This is a genomic window from Cohnella sp. GCM10027633, assembly GCF_042675445.1.
Lineage (GTDB): Bacteria > Bacillota > Bacilli > Paenibacillales > Paenibacillaceae > Cohnella.
Map to the genome: position 1 here is coordinate 132,949 of NZ_JBHTGV010000004.1, position 20,702 is coordinate 153,650.

At 51.7% G+C, this 20,702-nt stretch carries 17 protein-coding genes and 1 pseudogene; all 18 read right to left on the bottom strand.

Annotation, left to right across the window (positions count from 1 at the left end; all coding sequences use genetic code 11):
• Positions 1–208: 208 nt before the first annotated feature.
• Entirely contained in the window at positions 209–790 is a 582-nt protein-coding gene (locus tag ACFQZG_RS12105) for a hypothetical protein (RefSeq protein ID WP_378152760.1), read from the bottom strand.
• Positions 762–1,559: a hypothetical protein gene (locus ACFQZG_RS12110; RefSeq protein WP_378152762.1), complete on the bottom strand. Its 798-nt coding sequence runs from the start codon at positions 1,557–1,559 to the stop codon at positions 762–764. The genes ACFQZG_RS12105 and ACFQZG_RS12110 overlap by 29 nt, the downstream gene beginning before the upstream one ends.
• Positions 1,556–4,873 (bottom strand): UvrD-helicase domain-containing protein, encoded by a 3,318-nt coding sequence (locus ACFQZG_RS12115; RefSeq protein WP_378152764.1) that lies wholly within the window; start codon positions 4,871–4,873, stop codon positions 1,556–1,558. Before ACFQZG_RS12115 ends, ACFQZG_RS12110 begins: the two co-directional genes overlap by 4 nt.
• A pseudogene (locus ACFQZG_RS12120) lies at positions 4,866–7,511 on the bottom strand (PD-(D/E)XK nuclease family protein). Before ACFQZG_RS12120 ends, ACFQZG_RS12115 begins: the two are co-directional and overlap by 8 nt.
• 364 nt (positions 7,512–7,875) lie before the next feature.
• Positions 7,876–8,715 (bottom strand): hypothetical protein, encoded by an 840-nt coding sequence (locus tag ACFQZG_RS12125; RefSeq protein WP_378152766.1) that lies wholly within the window; start codon positions 8,713–8,715, stop codon positions 7,876–7,878.
• Between the two features lie 20 nt (positions 8,716–8,735).
• Positions 8,736–9,980, bottom strand: coding sequence for a vWA domain-containing protein (locus tag ACFQZG_RS12130; RefSeq protein ID WP_378152768.1), 1,245 nt, complete (start codon positions 9,978–9,980; stop codon positions 8,736–8,738).
• Entirely contained in the window at positions 9,958–10,311 is a 354-nt protein-coding gene (locus ACFQZG_RS12135) for a hypothetical protein (RefSeq protein WP_378152770.1), read from the bottom strand. Before ACFQZG_RS12135 ends, ACFQZG_RS12130 begins: the two co-directional genes overlap by 23 nt.
• Before the next feature lie 137 nt (positions 10,312–10,448).
• On the bottom strand, positions 10,449–11,399 hold the full coding sequence (locus tag ACFQZG_RS12140) for a helix-turn-helix transcriptional regulator (protein ID WP_378152772.1): 951 nt from the start codon (positions 11,397–11,399) through the stop codon (positions 10,449–10,451).
• 139 nt (positions 11,400–11,538) lie between these two features.
• Positions 11,539–12,126: an ATPase gene (locus tag ACFQZG_RS12145; protein ID WP_378152774.1), complete on the bottom strand. Its 588-nt coding sequence runs from the start codon at positions 12,124–12,126 to the stop codon at positions 11,539–11,541.
• Positions 12,119–12,295 carry a hypothetical protein gene (locus tag ACFQZG_RS12150; RefSeq protein ID WP_378152776.1) on the bottom strand — a complete coding sequence of 59 codons (177 nt, stop codon included), beginning with the start codon at positions 12,293–12,295 and terminating at the stop codon, positions 12,119–12,121. The genes ACFQZG_RS12145 and ACFQZG_RS12150 overlap by 8 nt, the downstream gene beginning before the upstream one ends.
• A 177-nt stretch (positions 12,296–12,472) precedes the next feature.
• The gene (rlmD, locus tag ACFQZG_RS12155; RefSeq protein WP_378152778.1) at positions 12,473–13,936 is read right to left on the bottom strand and encodes a 23S rRNA (uracil(1939)-C(5))-methyltransferase RlmD; all 1,464 of its coding nucleotides are present in this window, start codon (positions 13,934–13,936) and stop codon (positions 12,473–12,475) included.
• Positions 13,933–14,883, bottom strand: a complete 951-nt coding sequence (locus ACFQZG_RS12160) for a diacylglycerol kinase (protein ID WP_378152780.1) — start codon at positions 14,881–14,883, stop codon at positions 13,933–13,935. Before ACFQZG_RS12160 ends, rlmD begins: the two co-directional genes overlap by 4 nt.
• Positions 14,884–14,931: 48 nt before the next feature.
• Positions 14,932–15,708, bottom strand: a complete 777-nt coding sequence (locus ACFQZG_RS12165) for a sirohydrochlorin chelatase (protein ID WP_378152782.1) — start codon at positions 15,706–15,708, stop codon at positions 14,932–14,934.
• A 159-nt stretch (positions 15,709–15,867) separates the two neighbouring features.
• A complete protein-coding gene (locus ACFQZG_RS12170) occupies positions 15,868–17,466 on the bottom strand; it encodes an ABC transporter substrate-binding protein (RefSeq protein WP_378152784.1) in 1,599 nt (532 codons plus the stop codon).
• Between the two features lie 105 nt (positions 17,467–17,571).
• Entirely contained in the window at positions 17,572–18,504 is a 933-nt protein-coding gene (locus ACFQZG_RS12175) for a carbohydrate ABC transporter permease (protein ID WP_378152786.1), read from the bottom strand.
• A gap of 19 nt (positions 18,505–18,523) precedes the next feature.
• A complete protein-coding gene (locus ACFQZG_RS12180; protein WP_378152788.1) occupies positions 18,524–19,504 on the bottom strand; it encodes an ABC transporter permease in 981 nt (326 codons plus the stop codon).
• A gap of 272 nt (positions 19,505–19,776) precedes the next feature.
• Positions 19,777–20,235, bottom strand: a complete 459-nt coding sequence (locus ACFQZG_RS12185; RefSeq protein WP_378152790.1) for a PIN domain-containing protein — start codon at positions 20,233–20,235, stop codon at positions 19,777–19,779.
• A gap of 14 nt (positions 20,236–20,249) precedes the next feature.
• Positions 20,250–20,528, bottom strand: a complete 279-nt coding sequence (locus tag ACFQZG_RS12190; RefSeq protein WP_378152792.1) for an AbrB/MazE/SpoVT family DNA-binding domain-containing protein — start codon at positions 20,526–20,528, stop codon at positions 20,250–20,252.
• Positions 20,529–20,702: the final 174 nt, after the last annotated feature.

The following is a 20,702-nucleotide window of genomic DNA, read 5'->3' on the forward strand; positions in this document are numbered from 1 at the left end:
CTTCACCTTGTAGCCACAGTATTCCCATTCCAGAGAACCTACCTTATGGTCAGTAGAATTCAATGAATCGTTGCAAAATCTCTTGAGACCGGCTAGAAATAGATAATTATCCAATCGTCCTCTTCTACCAACAAAAAGCTACCATTGACAATCTGTCACCATTCGAAAAATTAGCAGTGTTGCTTGATTCAGCCATATAGGATCAGTTTTATTCAGGCAGAGACTCAAACGCTGCAAAAATTTCATTTCTAATGGCATCCCGATTGTTAACTTTAACGAGTGGTATAGACTTTGCAACCGCCTTTACGATCCCCCAATAACGTTTCTTCACCCGATCATCTACAGGCAAGCTAATCAGCATATTATCGTTTTCTTTGATTATGAATGCTGAATTTTCAGCGAGGGAATAGTAAAAAACACCATGATCCGAAATGGCCGGCATGCGGTTCCAATAACTGAAATCAAATGCATATCGGATAATCCAAAGCTTTGGAAAATCTTCTTCAAAACTAACTTCAACCCCGTAGATCGTACCGATCTCTTGGTTGGTTTCCTCGGAAGGCGATAATTCCCCTTCCCTCTGATATAACTTAATGAAATCGTTGATTAACCAGCCGCTCGATTCATTATCCGACTTCCACCTGAGAAATTTTGGCGTCAAGGAAATGTAGCCAAAATCTTTTGCTTCTAAATCCATCTCCGTAAACAGTAAATCTAAGTTTTTATAAGTAGCCAGAATGACATCAAACGCTTGAGAAATGTTACGCCCGACTTGATCGATTGTAGACATAGTTATCATCCTTTATAGTAGTATTTTCTGGCCAATGTAATTTCTCAAGGCATCGTCTTGATTCATTAAAAATATAAGAGTTAGATGTTATTTGGAAATGATTCATGTCTGCCTCGAATCCCGTAAATCGAACAAACCCTTTCTTTACGAGCAGATCCATAATGTCTTGCAAGATGATTTTCTGACCTGTTTCAAGCTGGCATAGATCAACCTCTTGGATAGACTCCAGCAACTCCTGCCAGGATAGGTAACCGAGCACAACCCCATTTGGTATAATCCTTCGAGACTTCATCGAAGCTTCTACTTCTGTGAGGATTGATAAAGGCGCAAGAAAGACCAAATACTTTGGCCTCGAACCACTGTCGTAGTTCGCTAGCATTCTAGCATATCTTGCAAGCTGATTCCGGCTATCAACCATGTCTATTTCGTATTCGCTTTCCTCATCTTCTGATGACAATGAACTAAAATACTTAATCTCAACGCCGATAAGAATATCGGGATGATCCAACATCAAATCAATTTCGCCTTCTTCATTGGGAGGCCAAAATTTGTAGATTGTTTGATAGCCTTGTATCTGTTGTAAAGATTGCCGCCATTTCTCCGCCGAATCCACTGATTCAAAACGGGCATTCGATATTGCACGCCGTAGCCCCACCTCCGAAGGCAAATATCTCAATGCTCCAAAAACGTTGCCAGTCAGTTGATCTTCCAACCGATCGGACAGATTGCTGCCCGATGAGGAAATTTTGTTTCGGATTTCTGCGATCATTGAGATCCTCCAGAAAGATTCACGTATTTCCTTACTTGTGCAAAATATAACCCGGCTTCCTTCACCCGATACCCAAAAGTCCCTTCCCACTCCTCCACATACGCCTGCACCTGCGTGCGATAAAAGTCGATGAAAGTCTGAAGCTTATCTTCCGTTACGCTATCCGTCTTAAAGTCTACGATAACCCATCCGTCATCTTCCTCGAACAGAAAGTCGATGACCCCTCTTACATAGACGTGTTCAATGTCGCCAGTTCCGGCTGATGCGACCGCAACTTCTGAACCGACATCCCCAACACCGCTAAGAGCGCTGACCTCATTAGCTCTCTTTCGAATCATTAGCGGCACCTCGAACAAACGGCGTTGAGCACGCAGGCTTCGTTGCCATAGCTCGCTGGCCAGCACATTCCGAACAACGCGGACAGCTTCGCCGATATGCTCCGCCGACAAGCCCTCCTCGTCCGCCAATAAACTTATCGCATCCTCCAGCTCTACCTCGGCTAACCCCTTACCTAGCATTTCGATCGACCGATGAACGACGCTGCCAAAGGCAATGCCTTTGCCTTCCGCGGACCATTCCGGCTTAACGCCGGTTGCTTTGGTCTGGCCAGTTACTGAAAATACTGCATAAGTCGACGCACCGATTGCGTCCAGCTTCTGCTGACGATCCACCACGATCGTTTTCAAATCCAGCCCATCCATCAGCTCTACCTTCTTCTCTGGTTCCATCGCCGGTACGTCCAGCTCTCGTGCGAAGTCCATCCCGTCCATAAGCGGTGTCCATGGACATTTAGCCGGTTGCTCCGGATACAAGCTGATGACCAGCATCTGCTTCGGACGCGTGGCCGCGACGTAGAGAAGCCGATCCTTCTCTGCATGACCAAACAATCGCTCCCGCTCATTCATCGCGTCCCAGCCTCGTGGTTGAGCGACGAGCTCGGTCTTGTACTCACCTAAAGTTCGGCTGATTGTAAAGTAACCTACAGCAGGATCAACCGACCGATCAATATACTGCGTGGCATCGTGGTCGGACTCTCCACATGGACATGCCAAGAACACGACGGGCGCTTCAAGCCCCTTGGCTTTATGCAAGTTCATAATGCGGACAGCCTGGTTGCCACCGGCATAAAGGCTCGACGTTTCCATTCCCCGATCGGCCAGCAACTCCTCAATTTTTCGACACAGCTCCGGCCAGCTTGAACTTGTCGAAATATCGCTCTGTACGAGCTGAAGCATCCGTACTAAAGTTCCGGCACGGATGGAACCAGCAGGTAACGTCGAAACGTATGGCAGCAGGCCCAGATCTTCTACAATTCGGCTGAACGCCGTCGCCGCGCCATTCTCTCGCACCCAATTCATGTAAAGAAACAAGCGCTTCATCACAACAGCAACCGGTCGAGCCGCTTCCGCACAAGCCTCCAACTCCGGTATTGCGAACAAAGAGAATCTGTATCCTTCTCTTTTGTACGCCCATAAATCCCGATCGCTTAACCCGAATAACATGCCGCGCATAACCGCAAGCAGAGCAGGCTTATTGGCGGAGTCCTCCAGACAACATAACAACTGCCACAGCGACAGCAATTCCTCATAGACCGTCGTGCTCCCCGATGTATCTGCCGGAACGCCATACAAATCCAATTGCTCCGCGTAGAGATGAATGAACTCCCGTGTTTTCGTCAAAATGAGGAAATCCCCTGGCACTGCAGCCCGGCTAACGCCATCCCGCTCCGCGATTTGCAGGTTGCCTCCCTTGCACGCCCAGGCGATGTACCGTGCGATCTGCTCGGCATCCAACTGAGCGACGACGCTTTTCCCGCCCTGCAGCTTCGGGTAGTTCAATACATAAATACCATGGGATGCTTTTCGATAGCCTTTAGGATCCTGCGCACGAGTTTCCATCGTCACGAATGCGGCCTGATGCTCAGTCTCCGCAGAAGGCAGCTTGCCGACGAATTGACCGTTCACGAAATCGCCAATCGAACGTACGGAGCGAAAATTGGCCGTCAGTCGCAACACGGCCCCGCACTCTTGAATCCGTGCCTTAACCTCGTTATAGATCGAAATATCCGCTCTGCGAAAACGATAAATCGACTGCTTCGGATCCCCGACCACGAATAGCGAGCCTGGACGCGGCACAAGCCGCCGCCAATCCTTCTCGAATCCGCCACCTACTGACTCGCCTGTGAGCAGAAACATTAGCTCCGCTTGGATAGGGTCGGTATCCAGAAACTCGTCAACGAGCAATCTCCTGTATCTTCCGGAGAAATAAGCTCTCACTTCTCCATTTTCACGCACCAACTTGGTCGCTTCCATTAGCAAGTCCTGAAAGTTCAGTTTTCCTGCCGTATATCGCCTATCCTGGTAATAGTCTAGTGCCGGCCTTACGAACATGATTAGCTTCGGGTACAAATACTCTCGCCATTCCTTTATGAAAGGGATAAGCACATTGATTTTCCAATCGGAAAATCGCAATTTCATCTCACTGGCATGCTCTTTAGTCGTCCATCGATTCAACGTAACGTCGAGATTGCGGTCGAACTCCTTTGCTATTTCGAGTACGCGAAGATCATCCGAAAGGTCGATGAACCGCATTTTCTGGCGGCATTGTCGAACCAGCTTTTGAACCGTATCCCAGCCCTTCTCCGGTTCAACTGTCGGTAAATAGGGGGCCGCTGTTTCGAGTAGCGAAAAGAGTGTATCCCGAATCCGATCGAAGTTAGGCCTAGCCCGCTCCTCGCACGGAAGCTCGATATCCGTAAACAAGGATACTCGATCATACACCGTCCGAAGCGTATTGACGTCTACACGCAAGCTGAGCAATTCCTCAAACATTTGCCTTTGCGCTTCACCCAATTCCGCCATGTAGTCGTCCCAGCAGCTCGCTCGAAATTGCTTGTCGCTCTCTTCGTCCATTTCTTCAAATGAAGGATCCAGCCCAGCCTCGATCGGACGCTCGCGTAAAAGCGATCCGCAGAACGAATGAATTGTCCCAATGAAAATATGATCAAGATTGCCCAGTGCTTCAGCTAACCTTTCGCGTGCAATCGTTTCGTCCGCCATATTTCGATAGGCTCGCTCCAATGCCAGCCGAAAACGCTCTTTCATCTCATCGGCTGCTTTGTTCGTAAACGTAATGGCAGCGATTTGATCAACGCGGACACCCGACTCAATCAACGCAAGAAGTCTCCCGACTAGACTGGTCGTTTTACCCGATCCTGCTCCAGCCTCAACCAGCAATGTCGTGTTCAAGTCCGTTAGGATCCGATCGCGATCAGCTTGATCCGAAAGAACAGAAACTGCATTTAGTTCAGCCAATTCCCTCTACCTCCAAAAGCGAACTCAGCGCATCTACGTTTGCAGTCGATTCCCGTTTGGCCGCCATCCAATCCGCATGCGGCCCGCAAACCTCTTGGTAATCGCAATATCGGCACCCATTTGCATCCCTGGCAGGGATGTAGAGTCCTCGTTCTCTGGAATTCAGCAACTGAGACACAATAAATGCCAGATCCTCCTTGCGATTCTGTATCCGCCTTACATACTCGCCTCGGCCCCGCTCCGTTGGAAAATAATATTCCGCTTCCGTAACCCGGGCTTCTGGATCGACGCCCGTCTCTCGAAACCATTGCTCTACCGCTATCGCATAAAGTGCATGTTGGAGCTGTGTTCCGCTGCTGAAATATTCCGAAGGCTTGTATTTGCTCGGATTGCCCGTCTTGTAATCAATGATTCTGTATTCATGGGGTCCAATCCGATCAACACGATCAACGAATCCTTTTAGCTTAAAGCGAGTGCCATCGGCCAATTCAATCTCCATCGGTTCGCCGTCAGCCGTTGACAGCTCCAGCTCGAAGAAGCAGGGCTGATCAGTTTTCCTGATCTCACTATGATAAAAGATTTCCGCATCCCGGCGGATTTCCTCGCACTCCTTGGCTAACACGTGGGAACTGGGGGCTGGAACGGCTAACGCATACTCCCCGATCACCATCTCCACGATTTTGACCAATCTGTTCCGGTCATGTATGGCAGGTTTCGTGCCGCGATCGGTTGCTTCCTCTAAGTAGCGTCAAAAAACATCATGCAACAAAGAGCCCCGTTCGTTCGCCAGCAGCCACCTTGTACGATCGAATTCCGCGGCTTCTTTCGGACGAAGCTTCAATATGTAGTGGAAATAGTACTTCAACCCGCAACTCGCATAATGCTCCAATTGACTCACGCTAATGTAGTTACGGCCTCTATCTTCCCCTGAGTCGCTGGGTTCTGCGGAAAGATCGAGGTTCAGCCAGCCATCGTATTCTGAAAGCTTCTCGTCCTGTCGGAGAACTTGAGCTTTGTAACCTTGGGCAAGCGCTTGATTAGCCTGGAGCATGACCTGCCATCCATCTTTGCGTTTCCCGTTAACGTCTAATAGCAGCCTAGCCCACGCATCGCTCCAATCAATCGGATTACGATTTTCGCCAGGATGCATCACGTCCATCACGCCATAAGGTTCACCCAGCGCATGTTTCAAAGCACCAAAATCTTTCGTCGAGTCGCCCGATTGCAGACGCAACACTTGAAGCATCTCAAAAGCCGGGCTTTGACTCTTTTGCTCTCCAACATCATAAGAAGAATAACTCAACCATACTTCGCCCCGAATAAGCGAGAGTCTCGATTCACGTTCAAATCTTGTTCTCCTTGCACGTTCACTCATTGTTTCCAAACCCGATAGCACGGTACGTTCTTCGTCTAATAGAAGCGGATCTTGTACGGCGGATATGCTCCATACCCGCTCATCCATACCCATGATCCAAATCCGGTCCCGCCCACTTAAACCGCCGTTTTGCAAAGAACTGACGTGAACCGTGCCCGGCCGCGGCGTCGCCGAAACACGAATACGGATCTCGCCAAGCATCTCCCTCACATAACGAATGGCCATTTCCATTGGCATCAATTCAGAGGGGCTTTCCGAATTACACTTGGCCAATTCTTGCAATGTTGCAATGACCGCGCCATCATCCGGCGAACGTACAGCCGAATAGTTCGCAGCAAAATCAGACACCCATTCGAGCAGTCGAATCGGATTGCATTCTCTTTTGACTGGCAGGTGATCAAACCACTTTTCCGCGTGACCGAATAGAACAGTGCCTTGCTCTCTTACCTCCTCGTCAAGTCTCTCCGGCTGAAGCATGCCAAGATACCTATCCCTGCCCCAACCAATACCGGACTTTTCGAGAAATCGCACCCATTCTCCCTGAGACCACCGCTCATCTGGAAAAAGCATATCGCCATTTCGCAGCATTTCCGCAAGCTTTTTGACGGGGTAGCCTTCCTCGATCCAATCCATTATGCCAACGGCTGCTCTTCCCGCAGAACAAAATAGGAGTGGCAGTCCGTTTGAGAGCGTACACACGACTCCCATTGCCTCGGCTTGAGCAAGAATGACATGAACGTCGCGTTCATAATCGGACAAAATGATTTCCGTACGGTCTAGCGCCGTTGACCCTGATAATATTCTGCGGAATCCTTCGCGAACTTCTGCCACGCTTCCAGTTGCGCGAAACATAGAAAATGTATTAGCGGCAAACTGCTCACTATCATAAAACGGCGCGTCAGTGTCTAGAATGCATAGTCGATCGTTCGCAACCCGCTCTATCATTTGGCATTCCGCCCATGTCCACCCAGTAGGCTCGATCGCAAAATAAAGCGTATCGTTTTCTCCCGGCTTCAGATATTCAAACAATCCGGCAAAATCCGTTTGCCTCTGGTCCCGAAGATACACTTCATATCGTGAGAGCAATTGCTGCAAATAGACGCCTTTGACCGGATTCGTAAAATGTTCCGCCTTCAAATGATCTGAACGAATGCCGGCTTGCCGCATCTCTCTGACCGCACGATAGACTTTGTTTACGATACCGGGCTTCAACATAGCTTCAGTGATATATGATGTCTGATTATCCGTGGCGATCTGCCTCATCAAATGCCGAACAATCCAAAAAGTCTGTCCCTCATCGAGCAAACGGATTTGCCGGCGGAACAGTTCCAATTTAGCTTTTTCGACTACGACCCCGCGAAGGGTCTGAATATCAACGTTAAAGATCGCCCCGTAGCGCTTGCAGATTTGCCCGAGCAATTGGTGACCTTGTGCATAAGACCTTGCCAATAATACCTTAGGGCGCAGAGGCTCCTCTTTTATTTTGTCGAATAGACGATACACCAAACCCACCTGCAATCCCCCTATTTCATAATCCAATATACCTACATTCGCTGAGAGTTACCCCCTTTCCTTCCTACAATCGGAAAACCAAGACACCGGCGATTATCCCGGTGCCTGCTTCGATTTACAATTTGTTTGTTACTAGCGCCAGTTGATCCGTTTGCCCGCCTAATTTGTTCTCGACCGATACAATTCCGACAGGGTAAGCAACCACTGTAATCTGATCTCCAACTTGAATTTCGCCGCTTCCAACCATACTAAAGATGTCTACGATCGTTCCGTCCGGAGCCTGACCTACAACTTCGGATTTAATATAGCTGTCGCCGTCTGGCGGGTAGTCCTGAACGATCGCCACATCAACCGTGAATTGGATTTCCTTTCCATAATAGTTCCAGGGGGCTTTAAACACTGAACCTGCTTTTACAGTTGTTGGGGTGACGGCTGTATCCCCGATTGCCTCAAGCATTTGAAAAGCTAATTGTGGATTCCCGTTTTTCAATGCATCCATCTCAGATTTATCCCAGTCAGGATTTTTAACGCGTTCCAATGCGGCTGCTTTCTCTTCCTCTTCCTTTTTGGCCCTTTCAGCTTCCTTCGCCGCCTTCTCCGCAGCCTCCGCCTTTTCCTTCTCTTCTTTCTCTTTCTGCTTAGCCTCTTCTTTCGCCTTAGCATCTGCTTCTTTCTTCGCCTGTGCGTCTGCATCCTCTTTAGCTTTTGCATCCGAGTCTATCTTGGCTTGGGAAGCTTCAGCAGACGATGTAACGTTCGCAGCGCTAGCCGCCTCCGTTTCAGGATCACTCGGTGCAGTAACCCCAATCAATAGGAGCAAAACAACCGTACCTACAGCGAGCATCCAACGTTTAACCCTGCGCTTGAATAATTTGTCGAACATTTTGGGGTAGATGATACCGGCGATCGATGCGAAAAACAATAATGTGAAAATTACCATTAAAAATGATTTCATGGATATGTAGCCCCTCTCTTTTACTTCCTTTTCATCCTGCGATATTTCTCCTGATTAAGCTCCTTACGCTTTTTACTCGAGTATTCGAAATTGTCTAGCTGGCTGTAAAGCTTCGCCGACTCTTCCGCCATAATCGGACTGTTCATTGCAATCGACATTTGCAGCATTTGATCCGCTTGAACTTTCAGCAGCTTCTGCCCGTGTTCCATGTCGCCATTGTCGAAAGCCACCATGGCATCCTCGATGACCTTAGCCGACTTTGTTAATTCGACCTGCTGCTCTACTATGGCGTTACCAGGTTCGTTTAGCAGATTGATATCTGATGTGAACGAAGTGGATATTTCAATCTGGGTGCTGCATGCTACCGCACTCTCCGTAACGTCAATGTAGTCCCAGTTCAATTGAATCACGTTATGTTCGCCTTGGATGTGCGGGTGGAATGCCAGTTCGACAAGAATGGACTTTACCTCGTTGTGATAGATGTCTCCAAATTGGAGAACCGGCTTGCCAGACTGCTCCTCTGCCGGATACCCGTAGATAGCAACGATTTGAGTGCCATCCGAAGGATTAAGCGTAAGTTTAACGTTCTGGGCAATCACCGATAGCAATCCCTCAAGCTCTTGCTCAAAAATCTCTGGGATGCCGTCAGCCTTGTCGATATAGTAGAAATTGCCGCCGCCATGTTCGGCGATGCCTTCCATTAACTCCTCATCGAAACCGTCTCCAACCCCCATCGTACTGATTCCTACCCCGGAAGAACGGTACTCTTTTGCAATCGCGAAAAGCTTTTGCTTATCCGTAACCCCTTCGTTCGCGTGTCCATCGGAAAGCAAAATGACCCGATTAACCATTCCGTCCGTCTTTTTCTTCCGTACGTGTTGCGCGCCTTCTATCATGCCGCCGCTAAGGTTTGTTGTTCCTCCCGTTTCGATGGATTCGATGCGATGCTTAATCAAATCTTTGTGTATGACTTGCGATGGAGGAATAATCGTCTGAACTTGATCATCAAAAGCAACGAGATTTAGCAGATCGGATACATTCATTTGATCGGCGACGAATTGGCAAGCTTTCTTGCTGTACATCAACGGTTCTCCAGACATGGACCCGCTTCGGTCAAGCACAAGAGACAAATTGATCGGTGCCCGAATTTGAGCCTTCTCCCCTTCGTTTCCCCTCGCTTCGATAAGCAAGTACACTTTTTCGACCCCGCCGGTCGGTAAATAAACTTTGCTCCAAGCATGATTAAACGATATGGCTTGATTCACTGTATTTCTCCTTCCTCCGAATGGTTTTCATGATTTTCTGATTCGCTCGTCTATTTCTAAATGAATCCAGTCTCGACCATTTGTCGTTACTGATGAATTCCAAAATACCCAAACATGTGACAAGCGTGATTTCGTTCTTTTTCTCGTCCCGCACGTAACGCCAATAGGACTGGTTGAAATACACGGCCGGCTTGCCTTGCCACTCTAAGAAACACAATTCACTCCGTGTTAACTTTTGAAGCTGATTTTGAAAACCATTAAAGTCGCCGCGGTAAACCGCTGCTCTCTCACGATAACGTTCAAATGCGTGTTTCGTTATGATGAGCTTCATGGTCGATGCCTCCTCATCTCGTCTTTGTACTTGTATCTTAAAGTTTCTATTGGGCACCTATTTGTCAGCGAATAAACGTTCGCAAAAAAATAAACCCCGCTTCAAAGTAGAAGCGAGGCTGTTTCTCTCCTGTATAGCTATTGATACATGCTGACCCACTGCGATAATTGAACCTTGAGCGAATCCCGTACCGATTTAGGTTCAAGGATTTCCGCAGAAGGCCCATATTGGAGCACCCATTTCAGAAACTCTTTTTCATTATTAACGGTCACTTCGAAAATAAGGCTTCCGTCCTTCTGATCCTTCATACGCGGATGAACGAATAGCTCCTCTTCCTTTATGTACCGGGCCACATCGGCGGAAAACCGAACTTTGAACGTCATATTCTTTTCCCCGCGATCGATCGACCATGTGTTTTTCAAATAGTGCTTAATGTTGAAATCGCCTTTGTCGAATGACTGTCCCGTAATTTCTACCTTTTGAAAACGGCTGATCCGGAACGTCCGTATCCCCTTCTTTAAATGGCAATACCCGAATAGGTAAAACAGTCGTTCACGCGGAACGAGATAATAAGGATCGATTTTCCGTTCAGTCGTTTCATTGCGGTACTGGGTGTGATAAACGGTGTCGATCGTCTTTTGCTCCAGTATCGCTTGGATGACCGGTTGCAAGAAGTTCGGACTTTCTTTACGGTATGCGGGCGTACCCATTTGAATAATGCTCGCGATATCTTCGATGATATTAATCTGATGGGACTTTTGTTTGAAATGGGTTGCCATAACTTTATCATACGCCGTCTGGAAACCGGGTGGGAGCTTATTTTCGTCCAATACAGAAGGAAGCAGCGAAAATACAAGTGCTTCCTGCTCTGAAAAATTGAGTGGAAACATAGAGAACTTGCCCATAAACCTGTAGCCTTTTCCCTTGCCATCGTTGGTAATAGGCGCAATCAAGTCGAGCACTCTTAAATCCCGATAGATCGTACGAATGTCCACTTCGCATTTAAACGCTAAATCATTCGCCGAAATGCCGGGATTCGCTTGAATGGCGTTAATCATTTTGAAAATACGAATCACTTTATCTATCAAGCTGATCCCCTCAATTCCCCATAATAGGTAGCCATCATTAACGACTATCGTATCACGGTTCGAATAATCTATGAAGACGAAGCGATAGAATTTTCTACTAATAAGAAAAGAACAGACCAACTTGCATAGCCTGTTCTTACTAAGGATTCAATTTCTGTACAATGCATTCAATCCATGATGGTATGGAGTCTGATCGGTAAGTTACTGCACCATGATCTGCCCCTAATATAATCCTGCCTTCCGATTGACTGTTATCGATCACGATTAAGTGGTCAATTAGATGAAGCTGAGCGAGCAAGTTTTGGATGGTGGTATCATGACGCCTTTTAATATCTTCGGAGGGAATGTGATGTCCGCCATTTTTAACACGGACAGCTACCCTCTCAATATTCAAATGATAATCGCCTAGACCGACATAAAACATGGTTACTTCGAATCCGTTCATTTTGGCATCGCGCATGAGCCGAATGGCATTCCCGCCTGCCAACGTTGTTTCTATTGAAAAATCCCTACCGTTATGAATACATTCCCTAGACAATTTGATGGCTTCTTTCCCTGCAGTTACTTTGCGACTCTCGGGATGAACCGAATCAATGCCCCTTGCCAGTGCATCGGGATCAATATTAACGCTTATTCCAAGCCGGTCAACAATCAGATTTCGTATGGTGCTTTTCCCGCTTCCATTGTTCCCGGCGAAAACGTACATCATTGGTGATAGTTCATGCATGAGGGGAATCCTGTTCTGTCACAGGGATAACATGACCATCATTGTACTCCTTCACAATCTGGCCTTCTAACGTTTTATAAACAATGTATGTTTCGTTTGCCTTGGCATCCAGCTTAGCGCGATCACCAGTGAGCTTAATAAGCTTTTGCAGGTCTTTGATTTGATCCATACGTTTCACCATCCTCGTTAAATAACTACCGATATTTGAGACTTATTATAACATACTAAAATCTACGCCGAATAAACAAACCCGCCCGGTTGACCAAGCGGATATCACTGTTTTCTATCGTCTATTTTCAGTGTCCAAAACTCGAAAACCCTATACCCACAAGGGCTTTTCGGACATTCACTTCACCACCCTTGACACCCCTGCCACACACTCCACATGCCCCGTCCACGGGAACATATCCACCGGCTGAACCTCCACCGTCCGATACCCGCCATCCTCGAGCAACCTCAAGTCCCTAGCTAACGTGGACGGATCACATGAGACGTACACGATCCTCTCTGGCTTCAATTCCAGCATCGTCCGAATCAACGCCGGATCGCAGCCCTTGCGAGGCGGATCGACGACAATAACGTCCGGCGTCACGCCCTGCGACTGCCACTTCGGCATCACAACCTCTGCCGCCCCAACCTCGAACTCAACATTCCGAATATCATTCAGCAACGCATTCCGCCGAGCATCCTCGATCGCTTCCGGAATGATCTCCACCCCGTACACGCGACGAGCATACTGTGCGAGGAACAACGTAATCGTGCCGATACCGCAATAGGCGTCTACCACAACTTCGTCCCCAGTCAATGCCGCGTATTCCACCGCGGAGCGATACAACTTCTCCGTCTGAACAGGATTCACCTGGAAGAACGAACGAGGAGAGATGGCGAAGCGAATGCCGCCGATCTCGTCATAGATGACGTCTTCGCCCCACAACGTACGCGTGACGTCACCCATGACGACGGGAGTCGCCCCAGTATTCACGTTCTGGCAGACGCTGACGAGCCCCGGTACTTGCTCGCGGATGAGGCCGATCCATTCGTCCACATAAGGAATGTCGAGGCCGTTCGTGACGAGGACGACCATGCGTTGGCCGGTCGCCTGCGCATGGCGCACGACGACATGCCGCAATAACCCGCGCCCCGTCTCGCGATTGTACGCGGAGATGCCGAGCTCTCGAGCGACGGACTTCACGGCGCGCACCAATGCTTCGTTCTCTTCCTGCGTAATCAAGCAAGCGACCATATCGACGACGACATTACTGCCTTGCTCGTAGAAGCCGCCGATGAGACCCGCTTCGCCGGAGCCGATCGGCACCTGCGCCTTGTTGCGATAGCGCCAAGGCTCGTCCATGCCGATAACGGGATGCACGATGACGCCTTCGCCGTCGTCCGCGCCGTTGCCCGCAACCTTCAGCTTCCCGATCCGCTCGAGGTTGCTCACGACGTGCTGCCGTTTCCACTTCAACTGCGCGGGATAGCTCAGATGCTGCAATTGGCAGCCGCCGCATGCGTCATAGATCGCGCATGGCGCCTTAATCCGATCCGGACTCTCCTTAATAACCCGAACCAATCGAGCCCGTCCGAACGACTTTCCGACGCTGACAACCTCAGCCGTAACTCGCTCCTCCGGCAACGCCCCACGAACAAAAAGGGTATAGCCCTCGTACCGGGCTACCCCTTCTCCGTCATGCGTTAAGCCGATTACGTCGCACTCTACCGTCTGTCCGGACGATACCGGCACGCCGGCCAGCGACTTCGGTTTTTCTGTACCCTGCCGACCCTTACCGCCCCAGCTCTTGCGTCCGCTCATAGCATGAGCGCCCGGTTCGGGCCGCCGTTCTTGCGGTAAGACGTCTCGCCGCGCTCGTCGACGATGACGCGAATGTGCCCGGGCAGCATATCGAACACGCACGGCAGCGTGCCGCCGAATTCGCCGTCGAGGTTAAGCTGCACGCGCTCTTCCGTCTCCACCGTGATCTTGTTGCTCGTGAAGTGCAGGAAGTGCGAGTCGTGCAGCACAGGCTCCCCGCGCATGACGAGCGTCGCGATCCGGAAGAACTCCGGCAGGCTGCACTTGCGCAGCGCAATGAAGTCGAACACGCCGTCCGACGTGGAGGCGTCCGGCAGAATACGGTCGAAGCCGGCGACGGAGTTGCTGTTCGCGATCAGGAACAGCATGAACTCCTCCTCGAACTCCCCGACTCCGTCCGCGGTAATCTTGAGAGGCGTCGGATGAAGCCGCGCGACCTTCTCGATTCCCTTCATATAATAAGCGAGCTGGCCGACCATCGTCTTCAGCTTGCTAGGCACTTCGTAAGTCAGCTCCGTCAGCGAGCCGCCGCCGGCGATATTAATGAAGTACTTGTCGTTCGCCTTGCCCACGTCCACAGGCGTCGAATAGTTCTTCGTGATCAGATCGACGGCGCCTTCCCAATGGCGCGGAATACCGTGCGCCCGCGCGAAGTCGTTCGTCGTCCCGAGCGGCAAGAGGCCCAGCGCCGGACGATGCTCCGCTCCCGCGAGACCGTGCACGATCTCGTTCAACGTACCGTCTCCGCCTGCCGAGATGACGATGTCGAAGCCGCGTTCGGCCGCGATGGCCGCCGCGTTCGTCGCGTCGCCCTTGCACTCGGTCGCGTGGCACGACACCTCGATGCCGCCGCGCTCGAGCCGCTGCAGAATCGCGGGCAGCTTGCGCTTGATCTCTTCCCTGCCGGAAGTCGGATTATAGATTAATCGTGCTCTTGGAATAGCCAATCGGATCCCCTCTTCGTTCCTTCATTCATTTCGCCATGCAACGCGAAGCTATGCTAATAACCATTCCCGCGTCTTACGCGCCACCCACTCCGCCACCCGCGGATGCGGCATGTACGCGCGCCCGTCATAGCGGCAATCTAGCCCGTTCAATGCCCTCGGAATCACCGTCGCCGTAAAATACCCCTCGCTCAGGAACAGAGGAGCCACCAGCACCGCTCCCCCGTCGTCTCCAGAACCGGAAGCAACGAGCTCCCGATAGCGCTCGCCGACTTCCTCCAGCTGCAGCAGCGCCCCCGCGTACCCGCGGTACCCGCCGCGCGCGACGAGCTGCTCGCCAAGCGACGCTATGCCCCTCTGCCATGCCTCCATGAAGCCCGGCTCCTTGCTGCCGTGCCCGATGAGCAACAAGCTCTCCTTACCCGGCGACGCAGACAACGCCGACAGCCGTTCCAGCAGCACGTCGACGACCTCCGGCGCGTCGTCCATCGGCTCGCCGTACGTCAGCGCCGCCTTCACCGCAACGCGAGCAATATCGGTCTCGAGCTTGGGCTCCGCGTACGCGCCCAACGCCCAACCGATCTCGTCCACGTGCGTGCTCCCCGACGATACGAACAGCGGCAGCGCCAGTATCCGATCTACTCCCGCGGCTTCCAGCCGGTCGACGCCGTCCTGGATGAGCCGCCCTTCCACGAGCTCGAGGAACGCGGCCTCGACGACCATCTCCCCGCCGAGCGCGGCGCGAACCGCCTCGACCGTCCGGTCGACGAGCGCGACCCAGCCCGCTTCCCGCGACCCGTGGCTAATAACGAGCAATCCCGGTTGCATGCGAAGCACATCCCCATTCTTTTCCAGCCGAACCTTCATTCTCATTAATGCTAACGAATCGTTAAGCCAATGTCAACGCCGCGCCCGCACGCACGAAGCAAAACCGCCAAGCCCGGCGGCTTGGCGGTTTCGTCTTGCATGAGGAAGGTAATAGATCGATTATTTCGCTGCGAGGAACGCGTCGAGTTGCTTCTGCTTCTCGGCGATAATGTCTTTCAGGCCGTTGTCGTTCATTTTCTTGAAGTATTCGTCTGCCTTCGCAGGATCGATCGCGCCCGTGTCGAGACCCGGATCGTATTCCTTGCGGATGTTCGTCAAGACGGAAGCCTGCGAGGAGATCGGCTCTGCGTTGAACGTGAAGCCGAGCGCCGGCGAGTTGATCGCGCCTTCGTTGAACTGCTTGAACAGTTCCCACTTGTTCGGATCTTCCGTGTTCCACACGTAGTTCAGGAACTGGCTGCCGAACATCCAGGAAGCGCCGATCGCGTAGTTAGGCGTCTTATCCGTAGCGGTGATGATCTCGCCGCTGCGCGTATAGTGTTCGCCTTCGATACCGAAGTTGAGCAGGTTGTTCAGTTGTTTGTCCGTGTGGAGCAGGTTGATGAACATCATCGCGCGCTCCGGATTTTTCGACGTCGTCGTGATGCCGAGCATCGAGCCGGCCGTCTCGCCGGTAGATACCGTGCGGTCCGTCATGTTGATCTGCTTCAGCTTGCCTTGCAGGTTAGCGGCATTCGCGACTTCCGCGTCCTTGCCCGGTTTGAGCGGGAATACGCCCATGAACACGTTGCCAGCCTTCATTGCGTCTTGCGGGGAGAGCTGAGCCGTAGCCGCGTCTCTGTTAATGAAGCCCTTCTGGAAGAAGTCGCGGGTAACCGCGAGCGTCTCCTTGTAGACCGGGAACTCGTTACGCGGCTTAACCGTCGTTTCCGTGCCGTTCTTCAGGATGACGCCGTCGATCTGGCCGTCGCCCAGGTGGTCGTACTTCGCGAAGTAGTGGGAGTTGAAGTTCTCGCCGTCCTTCATGTACAGCGGGATCAGCTCTGGCTTCTTCTCCTTGACGGTAGCGAGGATCGGCTCGAGGTCCTTGATCGTCTTCACGGCGTCGAGTTGAGCCGTCAGGCCGAGTTCGTCCGCGATGTCCGTACGGTAGATGACGCCGCCTTGTTCCGCGAGCTCCTTGCTCGTAGGTACCGCGTAGTTCAGGCCGCTGATCTTCGCGCCGGCCAGGTAAGCTTCGGGCAGCGTCTCGAGTACGCCTTGGCCGTACTTCTCGAGCAGGTTGCCGTACTTGCCGCTCGGATCGTTGACCGCGAGGAACGCGCCCTTCGCGACGTTGTTCGAGTGGCCGTTCCATGCTGCCGTGAACAGAATGTCCATCTCTTCGCGACCGGCGATCGCGAGGTTGATCTTGTTATCCCATTGGCCCCAATCGATCATGTTGATGTCGATCTTGGCGTTGATCTTGTCTTTCAGGTAAGCGTTGATCGCTTCTTCGACTTTCTTCTCGTCCGCCGGAGCCGTGCCCGGGAACGTCAGGGACAGCGTCACTTCCTCGAGATCGGCCGGAGCCGCCGCCGACGAAGCAGGAGCGTCGGAGCTTGCCGCCGTCGATTCGGACGGTTTCGCCGAAGCGGACGGGGACGCGTTCTCGCCGTTATTGTTGTTGTTGCCGCAACCCGCTAATACGACTGCAAGCATCAGGATTGCCGCCATCAGCAGCGCGAACGATTTGCTTGCTTTGCTCTTTCTAAGCATGGGTAGTGCCTCCCTTTGTTTGGTTGGAATCTATGCTCACCGGCCGGTAACCGGATGTAGCCTAACGGTAGATGATGCCTCGTTACCCTTGCTTTCCAGTAGACATTACCCTTTGACCGCGCCTACGGTCAAGCCTTGGATGAAGAATCGTTGGAAGAACGGATAAGCGAAAATAATAGGTCCCACGCCGACGATCGCCATCGCCATCCGCGCCGTCTCGCTCGGCATCGTGAACTGCGGGTTCGCCTGCAGAATCGCCGAGTAAGCCGCCGAGTTCGCGCTCAGGTACTGAATGTCGAGCAGCGCTTCGTACATCCGGAATTGAATCGTGTGCGGGCCGTCGTCGGTAATGAACAGCAGGCTGAGGAACCAGTCGTTCCAGTAGCCTAGCGTGCAGAGCAGCCCGACCGATGCGAGCACCGGCAGCGACAGCGGGAGCACGATGCTCCAGAACGTTCTCATCTCGCCCGCACCGTCGATCTTGCACGACTCGAGCAGTTCCGTCGGAATCGAGTTGGAGAAGAACGTGCGGATCAGGAGGACGAAGAACCCTTGCACGAACATCGGAAGCATGAGCACGAACGCCGTGTCCTTCAGGTCGATAATGTTCGAGTACATCAGGTAGAACGGTACGAGACCGCCGTTGAACAGAATCGTGAAGAACATAATGAAGGAGAACACGTTCCGGTGCTTGAAGTCGCGCCGCGAGATCGGATACGCGTACAGCGACATCATCGTCAGCGCGATGACCGTGCCGACCAGCGTGACGAAGATCGAGACGCCGTAGGAGTCGACCACCGGCCGCCAGTCGTTCAGCAGGAAGTTGTACGCTTCGACGCTGAACTTCTCGGGCCAGAACTTATATCCGTGAATGAGCACCTGCTTCTCGTCCGAGAACGAGACGCCGATGAGCAGTAGGACCGGTATGATGCAGATCGCGGAGTAGAACCAGAAGAACGCGTTGATCGCGAAGTTCGAGCCGCGGGAGATTGCGAGAACGTCGTAGTCGGTTTTGCGCTTAGATGCGGAAGCTGCCATTCGAATTCCTCCTTCTTAGTTAGAACAGGGCGTCGTCTTTGCTGATCCGCCGGACGATCAAGTTCGAGCCGAGCACGAGCACGAAGCCCACGATCGCTTGATAGAAGCCCGCGGCGGAAGACAGTCCGATGTTGCCCGTTACGAGGAATCCCTGGTACACGTAAGTGTCGATGACGAGCGTCGCGTCGTACAGCGCGCCTGCGTTGCGCGTGGCGTTGAAGAACAACCCGAAGTCCGCGTAGAAGATTCTTCCGATCTGCAGCATCGTCAGCACGATGATGACCGGGCGGATGAGCGGGAGCGTGATGCTCCAGACTTGCCTGAACTTCGAGGCTCCGTCGATCGTCGCCGCCTCGTAATATTCCTTGTCGATGCCGATGATCGCCGCCAGGTACAGCACCGCGTAATACCCGATGCCCTTCCAGATGTTCAAGATCGGCAGGATGACCGGCCACCACTTCGGATCCGAGTACCATTCCACTTCGCCGGCCCCGAACCAGCCGAGAATCTCCTTGTTCATGATGCCGAGCGACGGGTTCAGGAACGCGTACACGAGGTAGCTGATGATGACCCACGACAGGAAGAACGGGAGGAACATGACCGCCTGGTGGAACTTCGCGAGCCGGACGTTGCGCATCAGGTTGAACATGAGCGCGAAGCCGACGCCGATGACCAGGTTCAGGACGATGAAGATCGCGTTGTACACGACCGTGTTGCGAGTAATCCGCCAAGCGTCGCTCGTCTGGAACAGGAACTTGAAGTTGTCCCAGCCGACCCATTCGCCGTTCATGAAGTTCTCGATGAAGCTGCGGGATTCGTACGTGATCTTCTTGAAGGCGATCAGCGCGCCCGCCATCGGAATGTAGTTGTTGATGATCAAGACGATCAGCGCGGGAGCCATCATCAGGTAGAACACGCCGTACTTCTGCCAGTAACCCTGGTTGAGCGTCTTCACCTTCTTCGCTTGCGGCTGCAAGACCGTCGGCGTAACTTGTTCCATCTCTATCACTATCCTTTGCTATCGTGTTGTCTCGTCTGTGATCCCATTGTACGTCCATCCGTAATCTTCCATCTATCTACCCCGGTGACCGACTTAGCACTATTGTGACTTTCGCGCGCCCGCCGATGGTTACAATTGGATGCACGGCAACTTCAAAGTTACAATCAAGTTACAATCGGCGCGGGCGAGCCGCGGCATCCTTCGATGCAGATGCAAAAAAGACAGCCGCGAGGCTGTCTTTTGTTCGGTACAGGCATGGATGAGAGCTTGGTTTATATGACGTCGCTTGGCGCGTAGTATTCGCAGTTACTGAGCTTCGAGAAGCCCTTATCCCACGTAAGTACGGGAATGTTCTGCTCGGCGCTTTCCACGCTGAGCTTTATGTCGACGAGGTCGAGACTAACCGTCGCGTACTGCCTGAGCGTTTCGCGTATCGTCTCGGAAGACTCTACGTTCTCGGCTTCGATGAGGGCGAGTATCTTCGAAGAGATTTCGGCCCTGTCCAGACCATAGATCTTCTGCAAAACGAAGACCATTTCTTCGACTACCGCGTCGGGGAATTTGAGGGTGATTTTACCCTCCGCTACCTTGCGAATCAAGGTTAGCGTGTCCTGAACGATTTGCTGCTGTCTTTCTTTCAATTCGGGTGTACTCGCGGCTTCTATGTCTTTATTGCCGACGAGAATGCGCAGGCCGATGTTGGCGTCTGCAATGAACTTTTCCTTCGTCATCTGGGGTAAGCCTCCTAATTTTCTTGCCGCTGCAGGTCATCAGCAATCATCTCCTCACGGTATTGATCTCTGACTTCCCTAACGTCTACAAGCGGTTTTGTGAATGGAATATCTAGGCTGCCAAAAGCGTCCAGAATGGACTTGCTTTTAACGCCGCGTACAACTACGTCTTCGCCTCGTTCTTCAAATACGAGCCTATCGCCCTCCTTAATACCGAGTAAGTTTCTGACTTTAACTGGGATTGCAACGACTCCTTTGGCAGACAGTTTTCCAGTCTCAATTTTCGTTTTCATTAAGAGTTGATTCTCCTTAAGCGCGACCTAGTAAGGCACCATAAGGTAGGAATAAGGTATATGGTTGGGTAAGGTTTGGTCGTGCATCTGTAATTTGATATTTATCTACTTTGATAGGTAAGTGTAACTGCTCTACTATATTTGCTTCGATAATCCTACTATGAAATGAACTGG